The sequence below is a fragment of the Streptomyces sp. NPDC051320 genome (assembly GCF_040682175.1).
GTDB lineage: Bacteria > Actinomycetota > Actinomycetes > Streptomycetales > Streptomycetaceae > Streptomyces.
Genome location: NZ_JBFBAL010000007.1, coordinates 335730 through 354623 on the forward strand (window position 1 = coordinate 335730; position 18894 = coordinate 354623).

The window sequence follows — 18894 nt, forward strand, 5'->3', positions numbered from 1 at the left end:
GAACGTCGTAGGGCCCCACCGAGAACGGTGGGGCCCTACGACGTTGTGCCCGGTGAGGGCAACTGCGGAGGATACGAGATTCGAACTCGTGAGGGGTTGCCCCCAACACGCTTTCCAAGCGTGCGCCCTAGGCCACTAGGCGAATCCTCCGCGACGAACAATACAAGACGTTGAGCAGTGCTAGCGAACTCGATTCTCACCCGGTGGATCAGCTAGGGTGGGGGCCAGCCCCTCACGTGGCGCTATCTGACTGAACTCCCCCAGGGCCGGAAGGCAGCAAGGGTAGGTTGGCTCTGGCGGGTGCGTGGGGGGCCCTTTGCGTTCGGGGGAGCGATGAGGGCGTTGGTTGTCGGTGCGCCCCGATAACCTCGTAGGTGTGTCGTCCCTTGCGCTGTACCGCCGTTATCGCCCCGAGTCGTTCGCCGAGGTCATCGGGCAGGAGCATGTCACTGCCCCGTTGCAGCAGGCCCTGCGGAACAACCGGGTCAATCACGCGTATCTGTTCAGCGGACCGCGGGGGTGCGGCAAGACCACCAGTGCCCGGATCCTCGCCCGGTGTCTGAACTGCGCGGAGGGGCCCACCCCGACCCCGTGCGGTGTGTGCCAGTCCTGCCAGGACCTCGCGCGGAACGGACCGGGATCGATCGATGTCATCGAGATCGACGCGGCTTCGCACGGTGGCGTGGACGACGCCCGTGACCTGCGGGAGAAGGCGTTCTTCGGACCGGCCGGCAGCCGGTACAAGATTTACATCATCGATGAGGCGCACATGGTCACATCGGCGGGGTTCAACGCCCTGCTGAAGGTGGTCGAGGAGCCGCCGGAGCATCTCAAGTTCATCTTCGCGACCACAGAGCCCGAGAAGGTCATCGGGACGATCAGGTCGCGCACGCACCACTACCCGTTCCGGCTGGTGCCGCCCGGGACACTGCGCGACTACCTCGGAGAGGTGTGCGAGCGGGAGGGCGCCCGGATCGCCGAAGGGGTGCTGCCGCTGGTGGTGCGGGCCGGTGCGGGGTCGGTGCGTGACTCCATGTCGGTGATGGACCAGTTGCTGGCCGGCGCCGGTGAGGACGGTGTGACGTATGCCATGGCGACGTCCCTCCTCGGGTACACCGACGGGTCGCTGCTCGACTCGGTGATCGATGCCTTCGCCGCGGGGGACGGCGCGGCGGCCTTCGAAGCCGTGGACACGGTGATCGAGGGCGGGAACGACCCACGCCGCTTCGTGGCCGACCTGCTGGAGCGGCTGCGCGATCTGGTGATTCTCGCCGCCGTGCCGGACGCGGGCGATAAGGGACTGATCGACGCCCCGGCCGATGTGGTGGAGCGGATGCAGGCGCAGGCCTCGGTGTTCGGCGCTGCCGAGCTCAGCCGGGCCGCCGACCTGGTCAACACCGGGCTCACCGAGATGCGCGGGGCCACCTCGCCCCGACTGCAGCTGGAGCTCATCTGTGCGCGGGTGCTGCTGCCTGCCGCTTTCGACGACGAGCGGTCGATGCAGGCCAGGCTCGACCGGCTGGAGCGGGGCGGCGGCCTGGTGTCCGGAGGACAAGGGCCCGCCATGGGATACGTACCGGGGCCCGAGGCGCATCCGGCGATGAGCTCCACGGCGGCGGGGCCCGGTGTTCCGCCCGGGAGCGGGCCTGCCGCAGTGCGGGCAGCGGCGCGGGGGGACGCCGGCGCCCGGGTCGCTTCCGGTGGGTCGGGAGCTCCTGGCGAGTGGGTTGCCGGTAGCCCCGGTGCCGGTGCTGGTGCCGGTGGCGGTGCTGGTGGTGGTAGTGCCGGTGCTGCGCCGGCGCCTGCACCGTCCGGCGCGCAGGCCGTTCCCGAGCAGCCGCCGACCCCGGCGGCCGAGCCCGCGGTTCGCCAGCCCGGGGCATGGCCGGGCGCGGGGGGCGCCGGTCAGGCGGCGCAGCCTGCGCGTCCGGCCGGCAGTTGGCCGTCCGCTGTCGCCCCGGGGCAGGGGCCGGGGCAGCCCACGTCACAGGCCGCCCCCCCGGCGGCCGCCGGGGGGGCGGCTGCCGAGCCGGCCGGAGCACCCGGGCCCGGAATGGCTCAGGGAGCCGGCCAGGTGCGGAACATGTGGCCCGACATTCTGGAGGCGGTCAAGAACCGCCGCCGCTTCACCTGGATCCTGCTGAGTCAGAACGCCCAGGTCGCCGGGTTCGACGGGACCACCCTCCAGCTCGGCTTCCCCAACGCGGGCGCCCGGGACAATTTCGCGTCCAGCGGCAGTGAGGACGTGCTGAAGCAGGTGCTCGCCGAGCAGTTCCGCGTCCAGTGGAAGGTCGACGCGATCGTCGATCCCTCGGGCGGTACGCAGCCTCCCGGCGGCAGCAATCACCCCGGCCCGGGGCCGGGCGGTTCGTCGCCCGCACCGCGTCGACCGGGGCCGCCGGCCGCCTCGGCCGCGCCGGGCCCCGTGCCGCCGTCGCCTGTGTCCGCTCCGGAGCCGCAGCAGCATCAGCGGCCCCAGGCCTACCGGGAGCCCGAGCCGCCACCGGTCCCGGACGGGCCGCCGGCCGTTTCGCTGGAGGACGACACCCCGGAGGACGACGACCCGGACCTCGCCGACTCAGCGCTCTCCGGTCACGATCTGATCGTCCGCGAGCTCGGAGCGACGGTGGTGGAGGAATATACGAACGAGTAGCGAGGCCGGTTCAGGAGGTCCGGACAAGGGCCGCGCCCGGCCGGGCCTGCCTCGCGGGCTAGGCTTCGCACCGTGAAGGTCCTTGTCATCGGCGGCGGCGCCCGCGAACACGCCCTGTGCCGCTCTCTTTCCCTCGACTCCGCAGTCACCTCCCTGCACTGTGCCCCCGGTAACGCGGGCATCGCCGAGGTGGCCGAGCTGCACCCGGTGGACGCGCTGGACGGCGCTGCCGTCGCCCGGCTCGCCGCCGAACTCGATGCCGAGCTGGTCGTGGTCGGTCCCGAGGCGCCGCTGGTCGCCGGTGTGGCCGACGCGGTACGCGCGGCGGGCATCCCCTGCTTCGGACCGAGCCGCGAAGCGGCCCGGCTGGAGGGGTCCAAGGCCTTCGCCAAGGACGTGATGGCGGCGGCGAACGTGCCGACCGCCCGGGCCTACGTGTGTACCACCCCGGCCGAGATCGACACCGCGCTGGACGCTTTCGGCGCCCCCTACGTCGTCAAGGACGACGGGCTCGCCGCAGGCAAGGGCGTCGTGGTGACCGATGACGTCGAGGCCGCCCGCGCCCATGCGCTGGCCTGCGGCCGGGTCGTGATCGAGGAGTTCCTGGACGGCCCGGAGGTCTCGCTCTTCGCGATCACGGACGGCGTCACGGTCCTCCCGCTGCAGCCCGCGCAGGACTTCAAGCGTGCGCTCGACGGCGATGAGGGCCCCAACACCGGTGGCATGGGCGCCTACTCGCCGCTTCCCTGGGCCGACGCCAAGCTGGTCGACGAGGTCATGGAGACCGTGCTGCAGCCGACCGTCGACGAGCTGCACAGGCGTGGCACACCCTTCGCCGGGCTTCTGTACGCGGGGCTCGCCATCACGTCGCGCGGGGTACGGGTCATCGAGTTCAACGCCCGTTTCGGCGACCCGGAGACCCAGGTGGTTCTGGCCCGGCTCAAGACCCCGCTGGCCGGTGTCCTGCTCAACGCGGCCAACGGCACGCTGGCGAGCGAACCGGCGCTGAACTGGCTCGACGACGCGGCGGTCACGGTCGTCATCGCTTCGCACAACTATCCCGAAACCCCGCGCACCGGCGACCCGATCGAAGGCCTGGACGAGGTGGCGGCCCATGATGCCCCGCAGGCGTACGTGCTGCACGCCGGAACCCGGCGGGACGGCGATGCGATCGTGAGCGCGGGCGGCCGGGTGCTGTCGGTGACGGCGACCGGTGCCGGTCTGGTCGAGGCCCGGGAGCGTGCGTACACCGCGCTCGCCCGGGTGCGGCTGGACGGGTCGCAGCACCGTACGGACATCGCGGCGAAAGCAGCCGGCATCTGACCGGCAGCCGTATCCGACAGCCGGCCGCAGCTGCCAGAAATGGCGTGCATTCGTCAGCACCTTTGCCCACAGCCATTCCATCGGGTGACGGTAGGCCCATCCGGATGACGCTCGGCAGAGCCCCAACTAGTCTGCGCCCCAAGCATTCCGGCAGTTGGCCCATCGGCATTGCGATGTCAGTGCCGGATGCCACAGTGGGGGAGTGAGCAAAGCCGTCGCGGAGGCAGAGGGGGTGACGTCCGGCCATGTCCATCAGTGGTACGAGTGAGAAACGTGGTGCGCAGGGCGCCCGGGCCCATGCGCTGGCCGTGCTGCGCATCAGGGGCTGGGCGCTGGCTGCGGCCCTGCTGCCCGCCGCGGTGGCCGTGGTGCTGCTGGCAGGCGGCGCCACGGGCCGCCTCACCGGCGGAGACTGGGACAGGGCGCGCTGGGTGGTGGCGGCGCTCGCCGTCGTGGTGCTGCTGCTGGCGGGCACCGTAGCCGCAGTGATCGCCAGAGCCGGTCCCGCCGTCAGCCCGACGGTGGCGCTCACCGAATCGTCGGCGCCCGACCTGCACCGCATGGTGCGTGACCTGGCGACCCGGCTGGATGTGCCCGTGCCCTCGGCGATAGCACTCACCCCGGACTGTGACAGTTGGCTCGAGGACCGATCGCATCCCGCACAGTCCATATCCGGCAGTCGGCTGCCCGCCGTGCACGCGCTGCGGGCCCGCCGGGTGACGACCGCGCCGGTGCTGGTCATCGGCTCGCCGTTCCTGTGGTGGATGCGGGTGGCCGAGCTGCGGGCGCTGCTCGCGCCGGTCGTCGCGGGCACCGGGCCTTCGGCACACCCCGACATCGCAGCCTCCCGCCGCTTCGTGCGCGGTCTCGACGCAGCGGTCGCCGTGGCATCCCGGCCGGGGGCGGGACCGGTCGGCCGGGTCGGGTACGGCTTCATCGGGCGGGTCGCTCGGCTGCTGTTGCGCAGTTGTCGCGGTCATGCCGCCGAGATGGAGCGGGGGGTCGCCGCAGCCGCATCCGAGCGGGCGCAGGCGGTGGATTACGGACTGCGGGTCGTCGCCCAGGAACAGGTCGGCCTGGCGTACGCCGGCTGGGACCGTTTGCTGACCCGGGTGGCGCTGCCGGCCTGGCGGATGGGCCGCTGGCCGGCCCGGCTCGACGCCGGGGTGGTCTCCGCCCTCACCGAGCTCTCCCGCCGAGACCGGCTGGCCGACGGCTTCACCTCCCGGCTGGGCGAGCGTCCCGCCTGCGACCTGCTGGAGGAGCCCGGCGCGGTCGACGAGGCGACCTCGTTGCTGGCGGCCCGGCTCTTCCACGGCGGACCCGCCGAGCGCAGCCCCGACTGGTCGCCGGTGGACTGGCAGCAGTATCCGGAGGAGGTGGTCGACCGGAAATGGCGCACCGATGCGGCCAGGCTGCACCGGGTGCTCGACCGGCTGGGCCCCCGGCGCGCGGGCGATCCCGGCGGGCCGACACTGGCCCGGGTGATGAACCATCTGACGGCCGACAGCAGTGAGGCGCTGGCGGCCGGCATAACGGCCGAGGTGGCCCGGGAGGACGCTGCTGCCCCGCCACCGGTGCCCCGCGGCGGCGCGGCGGGCGAGGACCTCTGGGACACGGAGGCGATTCCGCTCTTCCCCCTCCAGCCCCCGCGCACCGGCCGCGACCTGCTCGCCGACCACGTCACCGCGATGGTCTGCTGCGCGGCGGTCGACACGGCCGGGGCGACGCCGGGGCTCGACTGGCTGGACGGACCGACGTTGCTGGTCCGGGGGGAGCGCGGGGCCGACCTGGGCGGCCCGGTGGTGAGCCTGGTGGAGGAGGGCGACGCGGAGCCGCTGCGCGAGTGGCTGGCGACGGTGGGGGTCCGCCCGGAGAAACCGGTGCGGCTGGTCTGACAGTGCTGAGGCAACCTCGGCAGGGGCACGAACGGGTGGGGCGTCCGCATCACCCCGGAAGAGCCCCACAACGGCCCGAAGTACCCAAGCCCACCCGGAATATGGGCTTCCGCTCCCGTCAATTCGCGACGAACAGTGACGGAGTACGTGCCTTATGTGATGTGCTGGGACCGGTCGCTGACAGTCGGTGCATCACTGTTGTGCCTGAGCGACCGAGAAGGGGGGAGCCGCATGGGGGCGGAGCAGATCCGACGCTGGGAGTCAGGAGCCCTCGCGCACGCCGTCTCGGACCCGTTCGGGCAGGGGCCGCTGCCGTGGCTCCGTGGCAGCGAGCACTACTTCGACGACACCGGCCATGTCGTCCCCTGGTACGCGGACCCCGACGCGGCCCGTAACCGTTCGGGCGGTCCCCGTACCGCCGACGACGTGAAGCAGCAGATCAAAGGTTTCTCGTCGACCGGTGCGGCCGCCCCCGGCGAGGCCATCGACTTTCATGTCACCGTCGACCCGCCGCAGCAGTTCGCCGTCGACATCTACCGCATCGGGCACTACGGCGGGGATGGCGCCGCCAAGATCACCACCAGCCCGCGGCTCTCCGGCATCGTCCAGCCGACCCCGCTCACCGCCGACCGCACGGTCTCCTGCCACCACTGGTGGCTCTCCTGGCGCCTGCAGATTCCCTCGCACTGGCCGATCGGCGCGTATGTCGCCGTACTGACCACGGTCGACGGCTACCGCTCCCATGTCCCCTTCACGGTCCGCGACAGCCACCCGGCCGATCTGCTGCTCCTGCTGCCCGATATCACCTGGCAGGCGTACAACCTCTACCCGGAGGACGGCAGAACCGGCGCGAGCCTCTACCACGCCTGGGACGGCGCGGGGCGGCTGCTCGGTGAGGAGGACGCCGCGATCACGGTCTCCTTCGACCGGCCCTACGCGGGTGCCGGGCTGCCCCTGCATGTCGGCCACGCCTACGACTTCATCCGCTGGGCCGAGCGGTACGGCTACGACCTGGCCTACGCCGACACCCGCGATCTGCACGCCGGCCGCATCGACCCGACCCGGTATCGCGGCCTGGTCTTCCCCGGCCACGACGAGTACTGGTCCGTCCCCATGCGCAGCACCGTGGAAGCCGCCCGGGAGCACGGCACCTCGCTGGTTTTCCTCTCCGCCAACACGATGTACTGGCAGGTCGAGCTCTCCCCTTCGCCGTCCGGCGTCCCCGACCGGCTGCTGACCTGCCGTAAGCGCAGAGGCCCCGGAAAAGCCGCGCTCTGGCGGGAGATCGACCGCCCGGAGCAGCAACTGCTGGGCATCCAGTACGCGGGCCGCGTCCCCGAACCGAACCCGCTGGTCGTGCGGAACGCCGAGCACTGGCTCTGGGACGCCACCGGCGCACGCGAAGGCGATGAGATCCAGGGGCTGGTCGCCGGCGAGGCGGACCGTTACTTCCCGCGCACCGCGCTGCCTCCGCACGAGGACCGCATCCTGCTCGCGCACTCCCCGTACCGGGACAGCGAGGGCGCCCCGCGCCACCAGGAGACCTCCCTCTACCGGGCACCTTCCGGCTCGCTGGTCTTCGCATCGGGCACCTTCGCCTGGTCCCCGGCGCTGGACCGCCCGGGCCATGTGGACCCCAGGATCCAGCGCGCCACCGCCAATCTCCTCGACCGGATCTGCAAACGCGACTGATCGCGAAAGCGACTGACCGCAAGCGTGACTGACTGAGAATGTGACTGACCGCGCAAACGCGACCGACTGAGAAGCGACTGACTGAGAGCGCGCCGGGACCCGACTGATCCGGTGGCTCACGCTCCGGCCGCCCCCCGGCGCCCACTCGCCGCGGCGACCCGGTGGCGTGCGACGCGCCGTGCATACGGGAGAATCGGACTCGACCCCAGCGTATGGACAGAACCACGGGGAGGAACCGTGTCCGGATTCGTAGAAAAGCCCGAGGCCGTGCAGGTGCCGGGCCTGGTGCACCTGCACACCGGCAAGGTGCGCGATCTGTACCAGAACGAGGCGGGCGACCTCGTGATGGTCGCCAGCGACCGCATGTCCGCGTACGACTGGGTGCTGCCCACCGAGATCCCCGACAAGGGCCGGGTGCTCACCCAGCTGTCGCTCTGGTGGTTCGGCCAGCTCGCGGACATCGTCCCGCACCATGTCATCAGCACCGACCTGCCGTCCGGCGCTCCCGCCGACTGGGCGGGTCGCACCCTGATCTGCAAGTCGCTGCGGATGGTTCCCGTGGAGTGCGTCGCGCGCGGCTATCTGGCGGGGTCCGGCCTCCTGGAGTACAAGGCGAGCCGCACCGTCTGCGGACTCGCGCTGCCGCACGGCCTGACGGACGGTTCCGAACTTCCGGCGCCGATTTTCACCCCCGCCACCAAGGCGGCGGTCGGTGACCATGACGAGAACGTGAGCTATGAGGACGTCGCCCGCCAGGTCGGCGCGGAGACTGCCGCCGATCTGCGCCAGGCGACGCTCGCCGTGTACAGCCGGGCCAGGGACACCGCGCGTGAGCGGGGCATCATCCTCGCCGACACCAAGTTCGAGTTCGGTTACGACGGTGACCAACTCGTCATCGCCGACGAGGTGCTGACCCCTGACTCGTCCCGCTTCTGGCCGGCCGCGAGCTGGCAGCCGGGACGCCCGCAGCCCTCGTACGACAAGCAGTACGTGCGCGACTGGCTGACCTCGGACGCGTCCGGCTGGGACCGGCGCAGCGAGCAGCCGCCGCCGGCCCTCCCGGAGCAGGTGGTGGACGCGACCCGGGCCAAGTACCTGGAGGCGTACGAGCTGCTGACCGGGCTCCCCTGGACATAGCACTCGGCAGGCGGAACGAAGAAGCCCCGGTCGGATTCCGACCGGGGCTTCTTCTCACTGAGCGGACGACCAGGTTCGAACTGGCGACCTCAACCTTGGCAAGGTTGCGCTCTACCAACTGAGCTACGTCCGCATGCGCCGTGGCGCGACAACCACTATACCCAACCCCGTCGTCGGGCGAGACGCACCGCGGCATGACGGTTCTCAGCGTTCAGTTTCGACGCGGCGGACGACAGATAGTTGCGTACCGTCCCCTGAGACAGCGAGGCCCGTGCGGCGATCTCCGCGATCGGCGCCCCGTCGGCCGCCAGCTCCAGCACCTCGGCCTCTCGCACGGTCAGCGGAGAATCCCCCGCGGAGATGGCGTCGGCCGCCAACTCCGGGTCCACGTAACGCCCCCCGGACTGCACGGTCCTGATGATCTCGGCCAGCCGACGCGCGGAGACCGTCTTCGGCACGAACCCGCGCACGCCTGCGGCGAGCGCTCGTTTCAGGTGGCCGGGGCGCCCGTGACCGGTGACGATCATGCAGCGGCAGTCGGGGAGTTCACCACGCAGCGATGTGGCCACGCTCACACCGTCGGCCCCCGGCATCTGGAGATCGAGCACCGCCACATCGGGCCGGTGCGCCCGCGCCATGGCGAGTGCCTCCGGCCCCGAGGCCGCCTCGGCGACCACCAGCAGATCGTCCTCGAGCCCGAGCAGCGCGGCCAGTGCACCGCGGATGAGGTGCTCGTCGTCGGCAAGCAGGACCCGTACCGGTGCGGACGGGACGGCGGGTACCGGTTGGGGCCCGGTCATGCGAGAGCCCCTTCGCCCCAGGCGGCCCCACTCGCACCGGTCGTCCCCCCCGCACGCCCCGCATCCCCCGCGCCGCCGGCTTCAGCCACCCCGCAGGCCCTCCCCGCACCACTCGCCCCGTCCGACCCGCCCCGTACCGCGCCCAGCGGCACCTCCGCGGTGAGCCGGAACCGGCCGTCCCCGGCCCGGCCCGCCACCAGCGTGCCGCCGAGCGCGGCGAGCCGCTCCCGCAGCCCGGCGAGCCCCGACCCGGTGGTGGCGGCCCCGGCCGTCCCGGCGGCGCCGTTGTTGTCGACGGTCAGCCGGGCGTCCGAGGCCGATCGGGAGACGTCGATGACGCACCGCCGGGCGTCCCCGTGCCGCAGCACATTGGTGGCCGCCTCACGGACCACCCAGCCGAGCGCCGACTGCACGTCCCCGGTGAGCCCGTCCGCCGAGCCCGTCACCTCGCAGGTGATGCCCGCGGCCTCCAGCACGCCCCGCGCCCCCTCGAGCTCGACGTGCAGATCCGTGTCGCGGTAACCCCGCACCACCGCGCGGACCTCCCGCTGCGACTCCTGGGCGAGGCGCTGCACCTCCTCCATCTGCGCCACCGCCTCGGGCCGGCCGCGCCGCGCCAGGCCCACCGCCAGTTCGCTCTTCAGCGCGATGACCGCGAGGTTGCGCCCCATCACATCGTGCAGATCCCGACCGAACCGCAGCCGCTCCTCGGCGACCGCCAGCTGCGCCTGTACGTCCTGCGCCTGCTGCAGCTTCCACATCACCCTCAGATACCAGGCGGAGCAGCGGGAGGCACAGGCGAACCAGGCGGGCCCGCAGGTGAACGAGATCAGGCAGGCCACGATCAGTGCGCCCGCCGTGCCGAGCAGCGCGACCGTCCCGCACACCGCGACCAGCAGGACCAACTGCACGAGGACCGTGGTCCGGCGCCGCACGATCAGACAGTGCCCTAGCGTGAACGGCACCACCGGCGCGCACAGGAGCACGCTCGCCCCTGGCACCTCGGCCATGCCCACGGTCGAGGTCAGCGCCAGTACGGCCGCGAGGTCCGCCACCATCAGAGCAGCCGCCGCAGCGATCAGCCGGCGCGGAACTGCCGCGCCACCCAGATACGTGCGCAGCGCACCCGAGGTCAGCGCGGTGCTGCACACCCCCTGCGCCACCGCGAGCAGGCAGGAGGCGGTGATCAGCGCGACCGGTGCGTCGGAGTGGCGCACCGGCCGGGTCACGGAGAGCGCCACCTGCACGGCAACAGCCAGCCAGAGCAGAAAGTACAGCGATCCCCGGGTGTACAGATCCAGTTGCGCGAGCCCCCCGCGCCCGCGCACACCCCGTATCCATGTCAGTGCAGCCACCTCACGCCTCCCTCCGTCAGCGCCGGGGCTCCCAGCGGAACCACCGCCGTACAGCAAACACCGCGAGGACCGTCCAGGCCACCGCCGTCAGCACATGCCCCAGGACGTCCGCCCCGGACATCGACCCGGTCCAGCCGCCGCGCACCAGCTCCACCACCGGGGTCAACGGCAGCAGTTCGCACGCGGATGCCAGGCTGTCGGGGAAGACCTCCAGCGGGACGGCCACCCCGGAACCGGCAATCGACAGCAGCATCATCGGGAGCACCGTCAGCTGGGCGGCCTCGGCGGACTTGGTGACACCGGCCGTCGCCGCGCCCAGAGCGCCCAGCATGACGACCCCCAGCACCACGCCCAGCACCACCAGCAACGGCGCCGGCGGCAGCCCCATGTCGAAGACCACGGCGCAGCCCACGGCCAGCAGCACGCACTGCACCAGCGCGATGATCAGCGACGGCAGCGAAGCCCCGGTGAGGATTTCGACATCACGCGCCTCACCGGTGCGCAGCCGTTTGAGTACGAGTTGTTCACGTCGTACCACCAGCACCCCTGTCACCCCGTTGTAGAGCGCGAAGAGCAGCCCGAAACCGATGGCCCCGGGCAGCAGTACCGCTCCGGCCGTGAGCCCCGCCTTGTCCAGGGTCTCCTGGTCGGTCGTCGTCGAGAACACGAAGGTCATGGTGACCGGCAGCACCAGCATGGTGAAGAGCGAGGCCTTGCTGCGGCCGAGCAGGGTCAGCTCGGCGCGGGCCAGCGCTGCCATCCGCCGGGTGTTCAGCGTGGGCATGGTCGATGAGCTCACGGGGCGACCTCCTGCTTGCGTGCGATGTTCAGAAACGCCTCCTCGAGCGAGGCCGACCGGACATCGAGTCCGTGCAGTTCGACCCCCCTGTCCCTGGCCCATACCAGCAGTTCGGTGGCGGACCGCTGGAGCTCGGCGGTCCGCAGCCGCACCGCCGGACCGGCACGGTGATACGCCCCCAACGGCGGTAGGTCATCGACGGCGAGTCCCTCGGGGAGCGTGAACGAGATCTGTGAGGGCTGCTCGGCGACCACCTCGTCCAGCCGCCCCTCGGCCGCGATCCGCCCCTCGTGCAGGATCGCGATCCGGTCCGCCAGGACCTCGGCCTCCTCCAGGTAATGCGTGGTCAGCAGCACGGTGGTGCCGCCGTCGCGCAGCTTCCGCACCAACTCCCAGGTCTCCCTGCGCCCTTCGGCGTCCAGGCCGGTCGTCGGCTCGTCGAGGAAGAGCACCTCGGGCCGCCCGAGCAGCGCCATCGCGAGGTCCAGCCGCCGCTTCTCGCCCCCGGACAGCTGTTTGACCCGCACGTCCGACCGGCCGCTGAGCCCGACCATCTCCAGGCCCTCACGCACGGGCCGGGCCCCCGTGGTGCATCCCGCCCACATCCGTACGGTCTCGGCGACCGTCAGATCCGGTGGGAAGCCGCCTTCCTGGAGCATCACCCCGGTGCGCGGCCGGATGGCGGCGCGTTCGCCGTACGGATCGTGTCCGAGTACCCGCACCCGTCCCCCGCTCGGCCGGGCGAGGCCCTCCAGGAGTTCCACCGTGGATGTCTTGCCCGCGCCGTTCGTCCCCAGCAGGGCGAAGAGTTCGCCGGCGGCCACCGAGAAGGAGATCCCGGAGACCGCCTCGAATCCTCCGGCATAGGTGCGCCGCAGATCTTCGGCCTCGATCACATCTGTCATGAGTCCAGACTGCTGCCGGACCCGTGCCCGCGCCGGTGACAAATGTCATCTGATCAGCGGCATACGAAGAAGCCCCGGTCGGAACCCGACCGGGGCTTCTTCTCGCTGAGCGGACGACCAGGTTCGAACTGGCGACCTCAACCTTGGCAAGGTTGCGCTCTACCAACTGAGCTACGTCCGCATTGCTGCCGCTCGCGGACTCTCCATAAGGGATCCGCCGGGCGGTGCGAGCATTACTCTACCTGATCCTCGGAGTGGTCCGAGCCAGGAAAAGTGATGCAGAGCGGGTGACAGGAATCGCACACTGCGCCTTCCCCCTGGAAGGGGGATGTTCTACTACTGAACTACACCCGCACGCTGCGTGAAGCGGGACCTCGCGGCCTCGCCCTTCGGCGTGTTCCAGACTCTAGCTGATCAGCCGGGGTGGAATGCAAGTCGGGCACTCCGGCCGGGAGTCGGTGGTCCCCCGGCCGGGGGACCACCGATCTCGTCGAGGCGGTCAGCTCGCCGCGTTGAACGCCTCGTAGACCTTCTTCGGGATGCGCCCGCGGGCCGGCACGTCCATCTTGTTGGACCGCGCCCAGGCCCGGACGGCCGCCGGGTCGGGGGCCACCGCTGTGTGCCGGTACGCCTTGCCCGACTTCGACTGCTTTCGGCCTGCCTCCAGGAACGGGGTCAGCGCCTTGCGCAGTTTCTTTGCATTGGCGGTATTGAGGTCGATCTCGTACGACTTCCCGTCGAGGCCGAAGGTGACCGTTTCCGCCGCTTCCCCGCCGTCGATGTCGTCGGAGAGCGTGACCACTACTCGCTGAGCCACGGACTTCGGTCCTTTCCTGCGACACCGCTTCTCTGACGTGCGGCGATGTCGGCCTTACGGCTGGTTTTTTGTTACGCCATTTCCTTTGTACAGCGGAAGGCGTCGCATTGTGAAGCCCACCCAATTACATGCGCGCGTCCGGGGCAATCGTGGCGGCCGGTTTTTTCGAGGATTTTTGGCGGATGTTCTCTCCGCCATCTCCTGTCATCTCCCTACTCATCTCGCGGCCCCTCTCGCACCCGATATCGCGTTGTGATCAGTCCGCTCCGATATCTACTCGCGTAGACTTTCCGGCCGGGTACGCTGAGTGGACCGCCTTCGCACCACACACCGGGAGTGCCAGTGGCACGCGTCGTAGTCGACGTCATGCTCAAGCCGGAGATCCTCGACCCGCAGGGACAGGCGGTGCAGCGTGCACTGCCCCGTCTCGGCTTCGATGGAATCGCCGACGTACGTCAGGGAAAGCGTTTCGAGCTCGAGGTCGAGGGGCCGGTCGATGACACCGCCCTCGCCCGCATCAATGAGCTGGCCGAAACGTTCCTCGCCAACACCGTCATCGAGAACTTCACCGTGAAGGTCGAGGAGGAGAAGTGACCGCTCGTATCGGCGTCGTCACCTTCCCCGGCACCCTCGACGACCGGGACGCTCTGCGCGCCGTGCGCGTCGCCGGTGCGGAACCCGTCTCGCTCTGGCACCGCGACAAGGGCCTCCAGCAGGTCGACGCGGTCGTTCTCGCGGGGGGTTTCTCCTACGGCGACTATCTGCGGGCCGGAGCCATCTCCCGCTTCTCGCCGGTGATGGAGACGATCATCGAGCAGGCGAAGGCCGGCCTGCCGGTCCTGGGCATCTGCAACGGTTTCCAGATCCTCACCGAGTCGCATTTGCTGCCGGGTGCGATGCTCCGCAACAACCACCTGCACTTCATCTGCCGCGACCAGAAACTGCGCGTCGAGAACGCGGAGACAGCCTGGACCGCCGACTACACGGCCGGCCAGGAGATCTCCGTCCCGCTCAAGAACATCGACGGGCGGTACGTCGCCGACGAGCGCGTCCTCGATGAGCTGGAGGCGGAGGGCCGGGTCGCTTTCCGGTATCTCGACGGCAATCCGAACGGGTCCCTGCGCGACATCGCCGGCATCACCAACGCGGCCGGCAACATCGTCGGCCTGATGCCGCACCCCGAGCACGCCGTGGAGCCGCTGGTCGGTACGGGGCGTACCGACGGCCTCGGATTCTTCACCTCGATCCTGAAGAAGCTGGTCAACGTATGAGCCTCGACACCGTCAAGCACGCCGCCGAGACCCCGGACGCCGGGCAGCCCTGGAAGGAGCTCGGCCTCAAGGAGGACGAGTACGCGCGCATCCGGGAGATCCTGGGCCGCCGTCCGACCGGCGCCGAGCTCGCCATGTACTCAGTGATGTGGTCCGAGCACTGCTCCTACAAGAGCAGCAAGGTGCACCTCAAGCAGTTCGGCGAGAAGGTGCCGGAGAACGACGCCATGCTCGTCGGTATCGGCGAGAACGCCGGTGTCGTGGACGTCGGCCAGGGGTACGCGGTGACCTTCAAGGTCGAGTCGCACAACCACCCCTCGTACATCGAGCCCTACCAGGGTGCGGCCACCGGGGTCGGCGGCATCGTCCGCGACATCCTCGCCATGGGCGCCCGCCCGGTCGCGGTCGTCGACCCGCTGCGGTTCGGCGCGGCCGACCACCCCGACACCAAGCGGGTGCTGCCCGGTGTGGTCGCGGGCATCGGCGGCTACGGCAACTGCCTGGGCCTGCCGAACATCGGTGGCGAGGTCGTCTTCGACGCCTGTTACCAGGGCAACCCGCTGGTCAACGCAGGCTGCATCGGCGTGATGAAGCACGAGGACATCCATCTCGCCAAGGCGTCCGGCGCCGGCAACAAGGTCATCCTGTACGGCGCCCGTACGGGCGGCGACGGCATCGGCGGCGTCTCGGTGCTGGCCTCAGAGACCTTCGAGTCGACCGGTCCTGCCAAGCGCCCGGCGGTTCAGGTCGGTGACCCCTTCCAGGAGAAGCTGCTCATCGAGTGCACCCTGGAGATCTTCAAGGAGAAGCTGGTCGCGGGCATCCAGGACCTCGGCGGCGCCGGGCTCTCCTGTGCCACCTCCGAGCTGGCCTCGGCCGGTTCCGGCGGGATGCGGGTCGAGCTGGACACCGTGCCGCTGCGTGACTCCTCGCTCTCGCCCGAGGAAATCCTCATGAGCGAGTCGCAGGAGCGCATGTGCGCGATCGTCGAGCCCGGCAAGACCGAGCGCTTCCTGGAGATCTGCGAGAAGTGGGACGTCATCGCCACCGTGATCGGTGAGGTGACCGAGGGCTCCCAGCTGGAGATCTTCTGGCACGGCGAGCAGATCGTGGACGTACCGCCGAGGTCCGTCGCGCACGAGGGCCCGACGTACAACCGGCCGTACGCCCGTCCCGACTGGCAGGACGCGCTGCAGGCCGACGACGCGGGCAAGCTGGCCCGGCCCGCAACCTCCACGGAGCTGCGCGAGCAGGTCCTGAAGCTGGTGGCGTCGCCCAACCAGGCCTCGAAGGCGTGGATCACCGACCAGTACGACCGTTTCGTGCAGGGCAACACGGTGCTCGCGATGCCCGAGGACGCCGGCATGATCAGGATCGACGAGGAGTCGAACCTGGGCGTGACCATGGCCACCGACGGCAACGGCCGGTACGCCAAGCTCGACCCCTACACCGGCGCGCAGCTGGCGCTGGCCGAGGCGTACCGCAACGTCGCGACCACCGGCGCCAAGCCGCTGGCCATCTCCGACTGCCTGAACTTCGGTTCGCCGGAGGACCCGGACGTCATGTGGCAGTTCGCCGAGGCCACCCGTGGTCTCGCGGACGGCTGCCTGGAACTGGGCACGCCGGTCACCGGCGGCAACGTCTCGCTCTACAACCAGACCGGTGAATCGGCGATCCACCCGACGCCGGTCGTGGCGGTCCTCGGCGTGATCGACGACGTCAACCGCCGTACTCCGATGGCGTTCGCCGAAGAGGGCCAGCTGCTCTACCTGCTCGGCGACACCCGCGAGGAGTTCGGCGGGTCGGCGTGGTCCCAGGTCGTCCACGACCATCTCGGCGGACTGCCGCCCCGGGTGGACCTGGCGCGCGAGAAGCTGCTCGCGGAGATCCTGATCTCGGCCTCCCGTGACGGCATGGTCGACGCCGCGCACGACCTGTCCGACGGCGGCCTGATCCAGGCGGTCATCGAGTCCTGCCTGCGCGGCGGTCACGGTGCGCGCCTGGTGGTCCCGGACGGACTCGACGCGTTCACCTTCCTGTTCTCCGAGTCGGCGGGACGGGCGGTCGTCTCGATCCCGCGCAGCGAGGAGCTCCGCTTCAACGACATGTGCGGGGCGCGTGGCCTGCCGGTCACCCGGATCGGTGTGGTGGACGGCGCGGACATCGAGGTCCAGGGCGAGTTCACGCTGCCGCTGACCGAGTTGCGCGAGGCCCACGAGGCGACGATTCCGGCTCTGCTCGCCTGACGGGCGCAGCGGGACACCCAGAAGCGCCGGTGTCCGGGAACCGAGTTCCCGGACACCGGCGCTTTCCGGTCGGTCAGTACGCCGGGGCCAGCTTGGGGTTCGGCCCGTGCGCGTTGATTTTTGTAAGCTCGCCGGGAACAGGGACGGGGTTCGGGCCCTGGCCGGTTCCCTGGCAGTCAAGGCGTACGGTCGCAGACAACCCGCCGTCGGCCACCGCCTACGCTCGCCCCCATGCCGCCCTCTCAGAAGCGTGCCCGCCGCTACGACCCAGCCCGCACCCGCTCGGCCGTCCTCGCCCAGTTCGGCAACGTCCGGGAGGCCGTCGGGACGCTCAGCGCCGAGCAGCTCGACCTCCCCACCCGCCTCGGTGACTGGACCGTCCGGGAGCTGGCCGCGCATCTCGTGATGGCTGTCGAGAGCGTCAGCCGCCACCTCGACGAATCGGCGCAGCCCCCGGAGACGTCCGCAGGAAGCACCGGTGGGCAACGGGAGATCACCGTTCTGGAGTGGGCCGCCACCACCGGCCCGGCGGCGGGCCGGATCGCCGAGGACACCCGGGGCATCGCCGCGAGCGTCACCACGGAGCAGCTCTTCGACCGCGCGGCAGCCCGGATCGCCGAACGGCTGCCCGCAGCGGCGGACGATCTGCTGCTGCCCGGCAGGGTGGGAGCCATGCGGCTGGGCGACTACCTGGTCACCCGCTGTGTGGAACTGGTCGTGCACACCGATGACCTGAACCACGCCACCGGGCTGAAGGTCCCGTACGACCGGCAGGCCCTTGCCACCTGCACCCGGCTGCTCGCGGACGCCCTCGCGGCGAAGGCCCCCGGCGCCTCCACCGAGGTGCGGATTCCGCCGTACGCGGTGGTCCAGTGCATCGAGGGGCCCCGGCACACCCGCGGCACCCCGCCCAATGTCGTCGAGACCGATCCGCTCACCTGGATCCGGCTGGCCACCGGGCGTACGGAGTGGACGGCGGCGCTGGAGGACGCACAGGTCACCGCGAGCGGGGAGCGGGCCGACCTCTCCGAGCTGCTGCCCGTCATGAGCTGACGGACCCGCCCGGCCGACGGGCTCCGGGTGACGCCGTGGAACCGGACCGACCACCGGGCCCGTCAGACCTCCATGGACAAGCAACGTACGGCCAAGCAACGTACGGCCATCGCCGCCCTGGCCCTCCTCACGCTGGCCGCCTGCGGCACGGAACACAGTGGCAACGGTCCGAGCAGCTCGGTAGCGCCGGATATCCCGCTGGCCGGCACCGACTGGCGGGTGGACAGCGTCACGGTGGATGGGAGGACGGTGCCCGTGCCGCACGGTGCGGACGTCTCGTTCGACCAGGGCCGGGTGAGCGGCTCCTCCGGCTGCAACCACTTCAGCGCCCCGGCCACCGTCAAGGGCGACACCCTCACCGTCGGTGACAGCACCTCCACGCTCATCGGCTGCCCGAAGAACATCCAGGCGTACGAGAAGGCGCTGCTGAAAACCTTCAGCGGGAAGCTCACCGCGAAGCTCCAGGACGGAAGGCTCACCTTGAAGGCCCCGGGTGGCGACTCCGTCGTGCTCCGGTCCCAGCGGGCCGCCTCACTCACCGGCACCGACTGGAAGGTGACCTCGCTGGTCGAGGACGGCACGGCGTCGTCGCTGCCGCCGGGCGCCGCGGGGAAGGCGCGGATGACCTTCGGAAAGGACGGATCGGTCCACGGCAACCTGGGCTGCAACCGATTCAGCAGTATGGCAAAGGTCACGGACGGGACCATCACGTTCGGGCGCCTCACCACCACCCGCATGGCGTGCCGGGGGCCGGCCATGACCGTCGAGAGGCACCTGCTCAAGCTGCTGCACGGGCCTGTCCGGTACGAAATCCAGCAGCACGCACTGAAGCTCAGGGCACCCGACGCCAGCGGGATCGACGCCACCGGATAGCAACGCATACCGGGGCAGGAGGGGCATCCTCCGAGATCCCCAATTCGGACCAGTGGTCGATCTCGCCTACAC

15 protein-coding genes, 4 tRNA genes and 1 other RNA gene are annotated in these 18894 nt (G+C 70.6%); 11 read left to right on the forward strand and 9 right to left on the reverse strand.

Features of this window, described 5'->3' with window-relative positions; translation table 11 throughout:
- Positions 1-65: 65 nt before the first annotated feature.
- Positions 66-150, reverse strand: a tRNA-Ser gene (locus AB0M87_RS18385).
- A 74-nt stretch (positions 151-224) separates the two neighbouring features.
- Between AB0M87_RS18385 and ffs the strand changes: the two genes are divergently transcribed.
- The 6 genes from ffs (at position 225) to AB0M87_RS18415 (ending at position 8703) form a co-directional block, all read left to right on the forward strand.
- Positions 225-319: signal recognition particle sRNA small type (gene ffs / locus AB0M87_RS18390), an RNA gene on the forward strand.
- A gap of 57 nt (positions 320-376) precedes the next feature.
- The gene (locus tag AB0M87_RS18395; RefSeq protein WP_365854030.1) at positions 377-2653 is read left to right on the forward strand and encodes a DNA polymerase III subunit gamma and tau; all 2277 of its coding nucleotides are present in this window, start codon (positions 377-379) and stop codon (positions 2651-2653) included.
- A 72-nt stretch (positions 2654-2725) separates the two neighbouring features.
- Positions 2726-3976 carry a phosphoribosylamine--glycine ligase gene (gene purD / locus AB0M87_RS18400; protein ID WP_365854032.1) on the forward strand — a complete coding sequence of 417 codons (1251 nt, stop codon included), beginning with the start codon at positions 2726-2728 and terminating at the stop codon, positions 3974-3976.
- A 245-nt stretch (positions 3977-4221) separates the two neighbouring features.
- Positions 4222-5874, forward strand: a complete 1653-nt coding sequence (locus tag AB0M87_RS18405; protein WP_365854034.1) for a hypothetical protein — start codon at positions 4222-4224, stop codon at positions 5872-5874.
- A gap of 231 nt (positions 5875-6105) precedes the next feature.
- Positions 6106-7566, forward strand: coding sequence for a N,N-dimethylformamidase beta subunit family domain-containing protein (locus AB0M87_RS18410; protein ID WP_365854036.1), 1461 nt, complete (start codon positions 6106-6108; stop codon positions 7564-7566).
- Between the two features lie 237 nt (positions 7567-7803).
- On the forward strand, positions 7804-8703 hold the full coding sequence (locus tag AB0M87_RS18415; RefSeq protein WP_365854038.1) for a phosphoribosylaminoimidazolesuccinocarboxamide synthase: 900 nt from the start codon (positions 7804-7806) through the stop codon (positions 8701-8703).
- 60 nt (positions 8704-8763) lie between these two features.
- Here the strand turns inward: AB0M87_RS18415 and AB0M87_RS18420 are convergent.
- From AB0M87_RS18420 to AB0M87_RS18455, 8 genes are all read right to left on the reverse strand, one after another.
- Positions 8764-8836 (reverse strand) — tRNA-Gly (locus AB0M87_RS18420).
- Between the two features lie 22 nt (positions 8837-8858).
- Complete coding sequence (locus AB0M87_RS18425) at positions 8859-9503, reverse strand: response regulator transcription factor (protein ID WP_365854040.1); 645 nt, start codon at positions 9501-9503, stop codon at positions 8859-8861.
- Complete coding sequence (locus AB0M87_RS18430; protein WP_365854042.1) at positions 9500-10858, reverse strand: histidine kinase; 1359 nt, start codon at positions 10856-10858, stop codon at positions 9500-9502. The genes AB0M87_RS18425 and AB0M87_RS18430 overlap by 4 nt, the downstream gene beginning before the upstream one ends.
- A gap of 16 nt (positions 10859-10874) precedes the next feature.
- On the reverse strand, positions 10875-11642 hold the full coding sequence (locus AB0M87_RS18435; protein ID WP_365854149.1) for an ABC transporter permease: 768 nt from the start codon (positions 11640-11642) through the stop codon (positions 10875-10877).
- An 11-nt stretch (positions 11643-11653) separates the two neighbouring features.
- Entirely contained in the window at positions 11654-12562 is a 909-nt protein-coding gene (locus tag AB0M87_RS18440) for an ABC transporter ATP-binding protein (protein WP_365854044.1), read from the reverse strand.
- Between the two features lie 108 nt (positions 12563-12670).
- Positions 12671-12743 (reverse strand) — tRNA-Gly (locus tag AB0M87_RS18445).
- 101 nt (positions 12744-12844) lie between these two features.
- Positions 12845-12916, reverse strand: a tRNA-Gly gene (locus tag AB0M87_RS18450).
- A gap of 145 nt (positions 12917-13061) precedes the next feature.
- On the reverse strand, positions 13062-13379 hold the full coding sequence (locus tag AB0M87_RS18455) for an Lsr2 family protein (RefSeq protein WP_365854047.1): 318 nt from the start codon (positions 13377-13379) through the stop codon (positions 13062-13064).
- Positions 13380-13721: 342 nt separating this feature from the next.
- Here AB0M87_RS18455 and purS point away from each other — a divergent pair, with 342 nt between their 5' ends.
- From purS to AB0M87_RS18480, 5 genes are all read left to right on the forward strand, one after another.
- A complete protein-coding gene (purS, locus tag AB0M87_RS18460; protein WP_365854049.1) occupies positions 13722-13973 on the forward strand; it encodes a phosphoribosylformylglycinamidine synthase subunit PurS in 252 nt (83 codons plus the stop codon).
- On the forward strand, positions 13970-14650 hold the full coding sequence (gene purQ, locus AB0M87_RS18465; RefSeq protein ID WP_365854051.1) for a phosphoribosylformylglycinamidine synthase subunit PurQ: 681 nt from the start codon (positions 13970-13972) through the stop codon (positions 14648-14650). The genes purS and purQ overlap by 4 nt, the downstream gene beginning before the upstream one ends.
- Positions 14647-16896 (forward strand): phosphoribosylformylglycinamidine synthase subunit PurL, encoded by a 2250-nt coding sequence (gene purL, locus AB0M87_RS18470; protein ID WP_365854053.1) that lies wholly within the window; start codon positions 14647-14649, stop codon positions 16894-16896. Before purQ ends, purL begins: the two co-directional genes overlap by 4 nt.
- Before the next feature lie 231 nt (positions 16897-17127).
- Positions 17128-17949 (forward strand): sterol carrier family protein, encoded by an 822-nt coding sequence (locus AB0M87_RS18475; RefSeq protein ID WP_365854055.1) that lies wholly within the window; start codon positions 17128-17130, stop codon positions 17947-17949.
- A 72-nt stretch (positions 17950-18021) separates the two neighbouring features.
- Entirely contained in the window at positions 18022-18822 is an 801-nt protein-coding gene (locus tag AB0M87_RS18480) for an META domain-containing protein (protein WP_365854057.1), read from the forward strand.
- Positions 18823-18894: the final 72 nt, after the last annotated feature.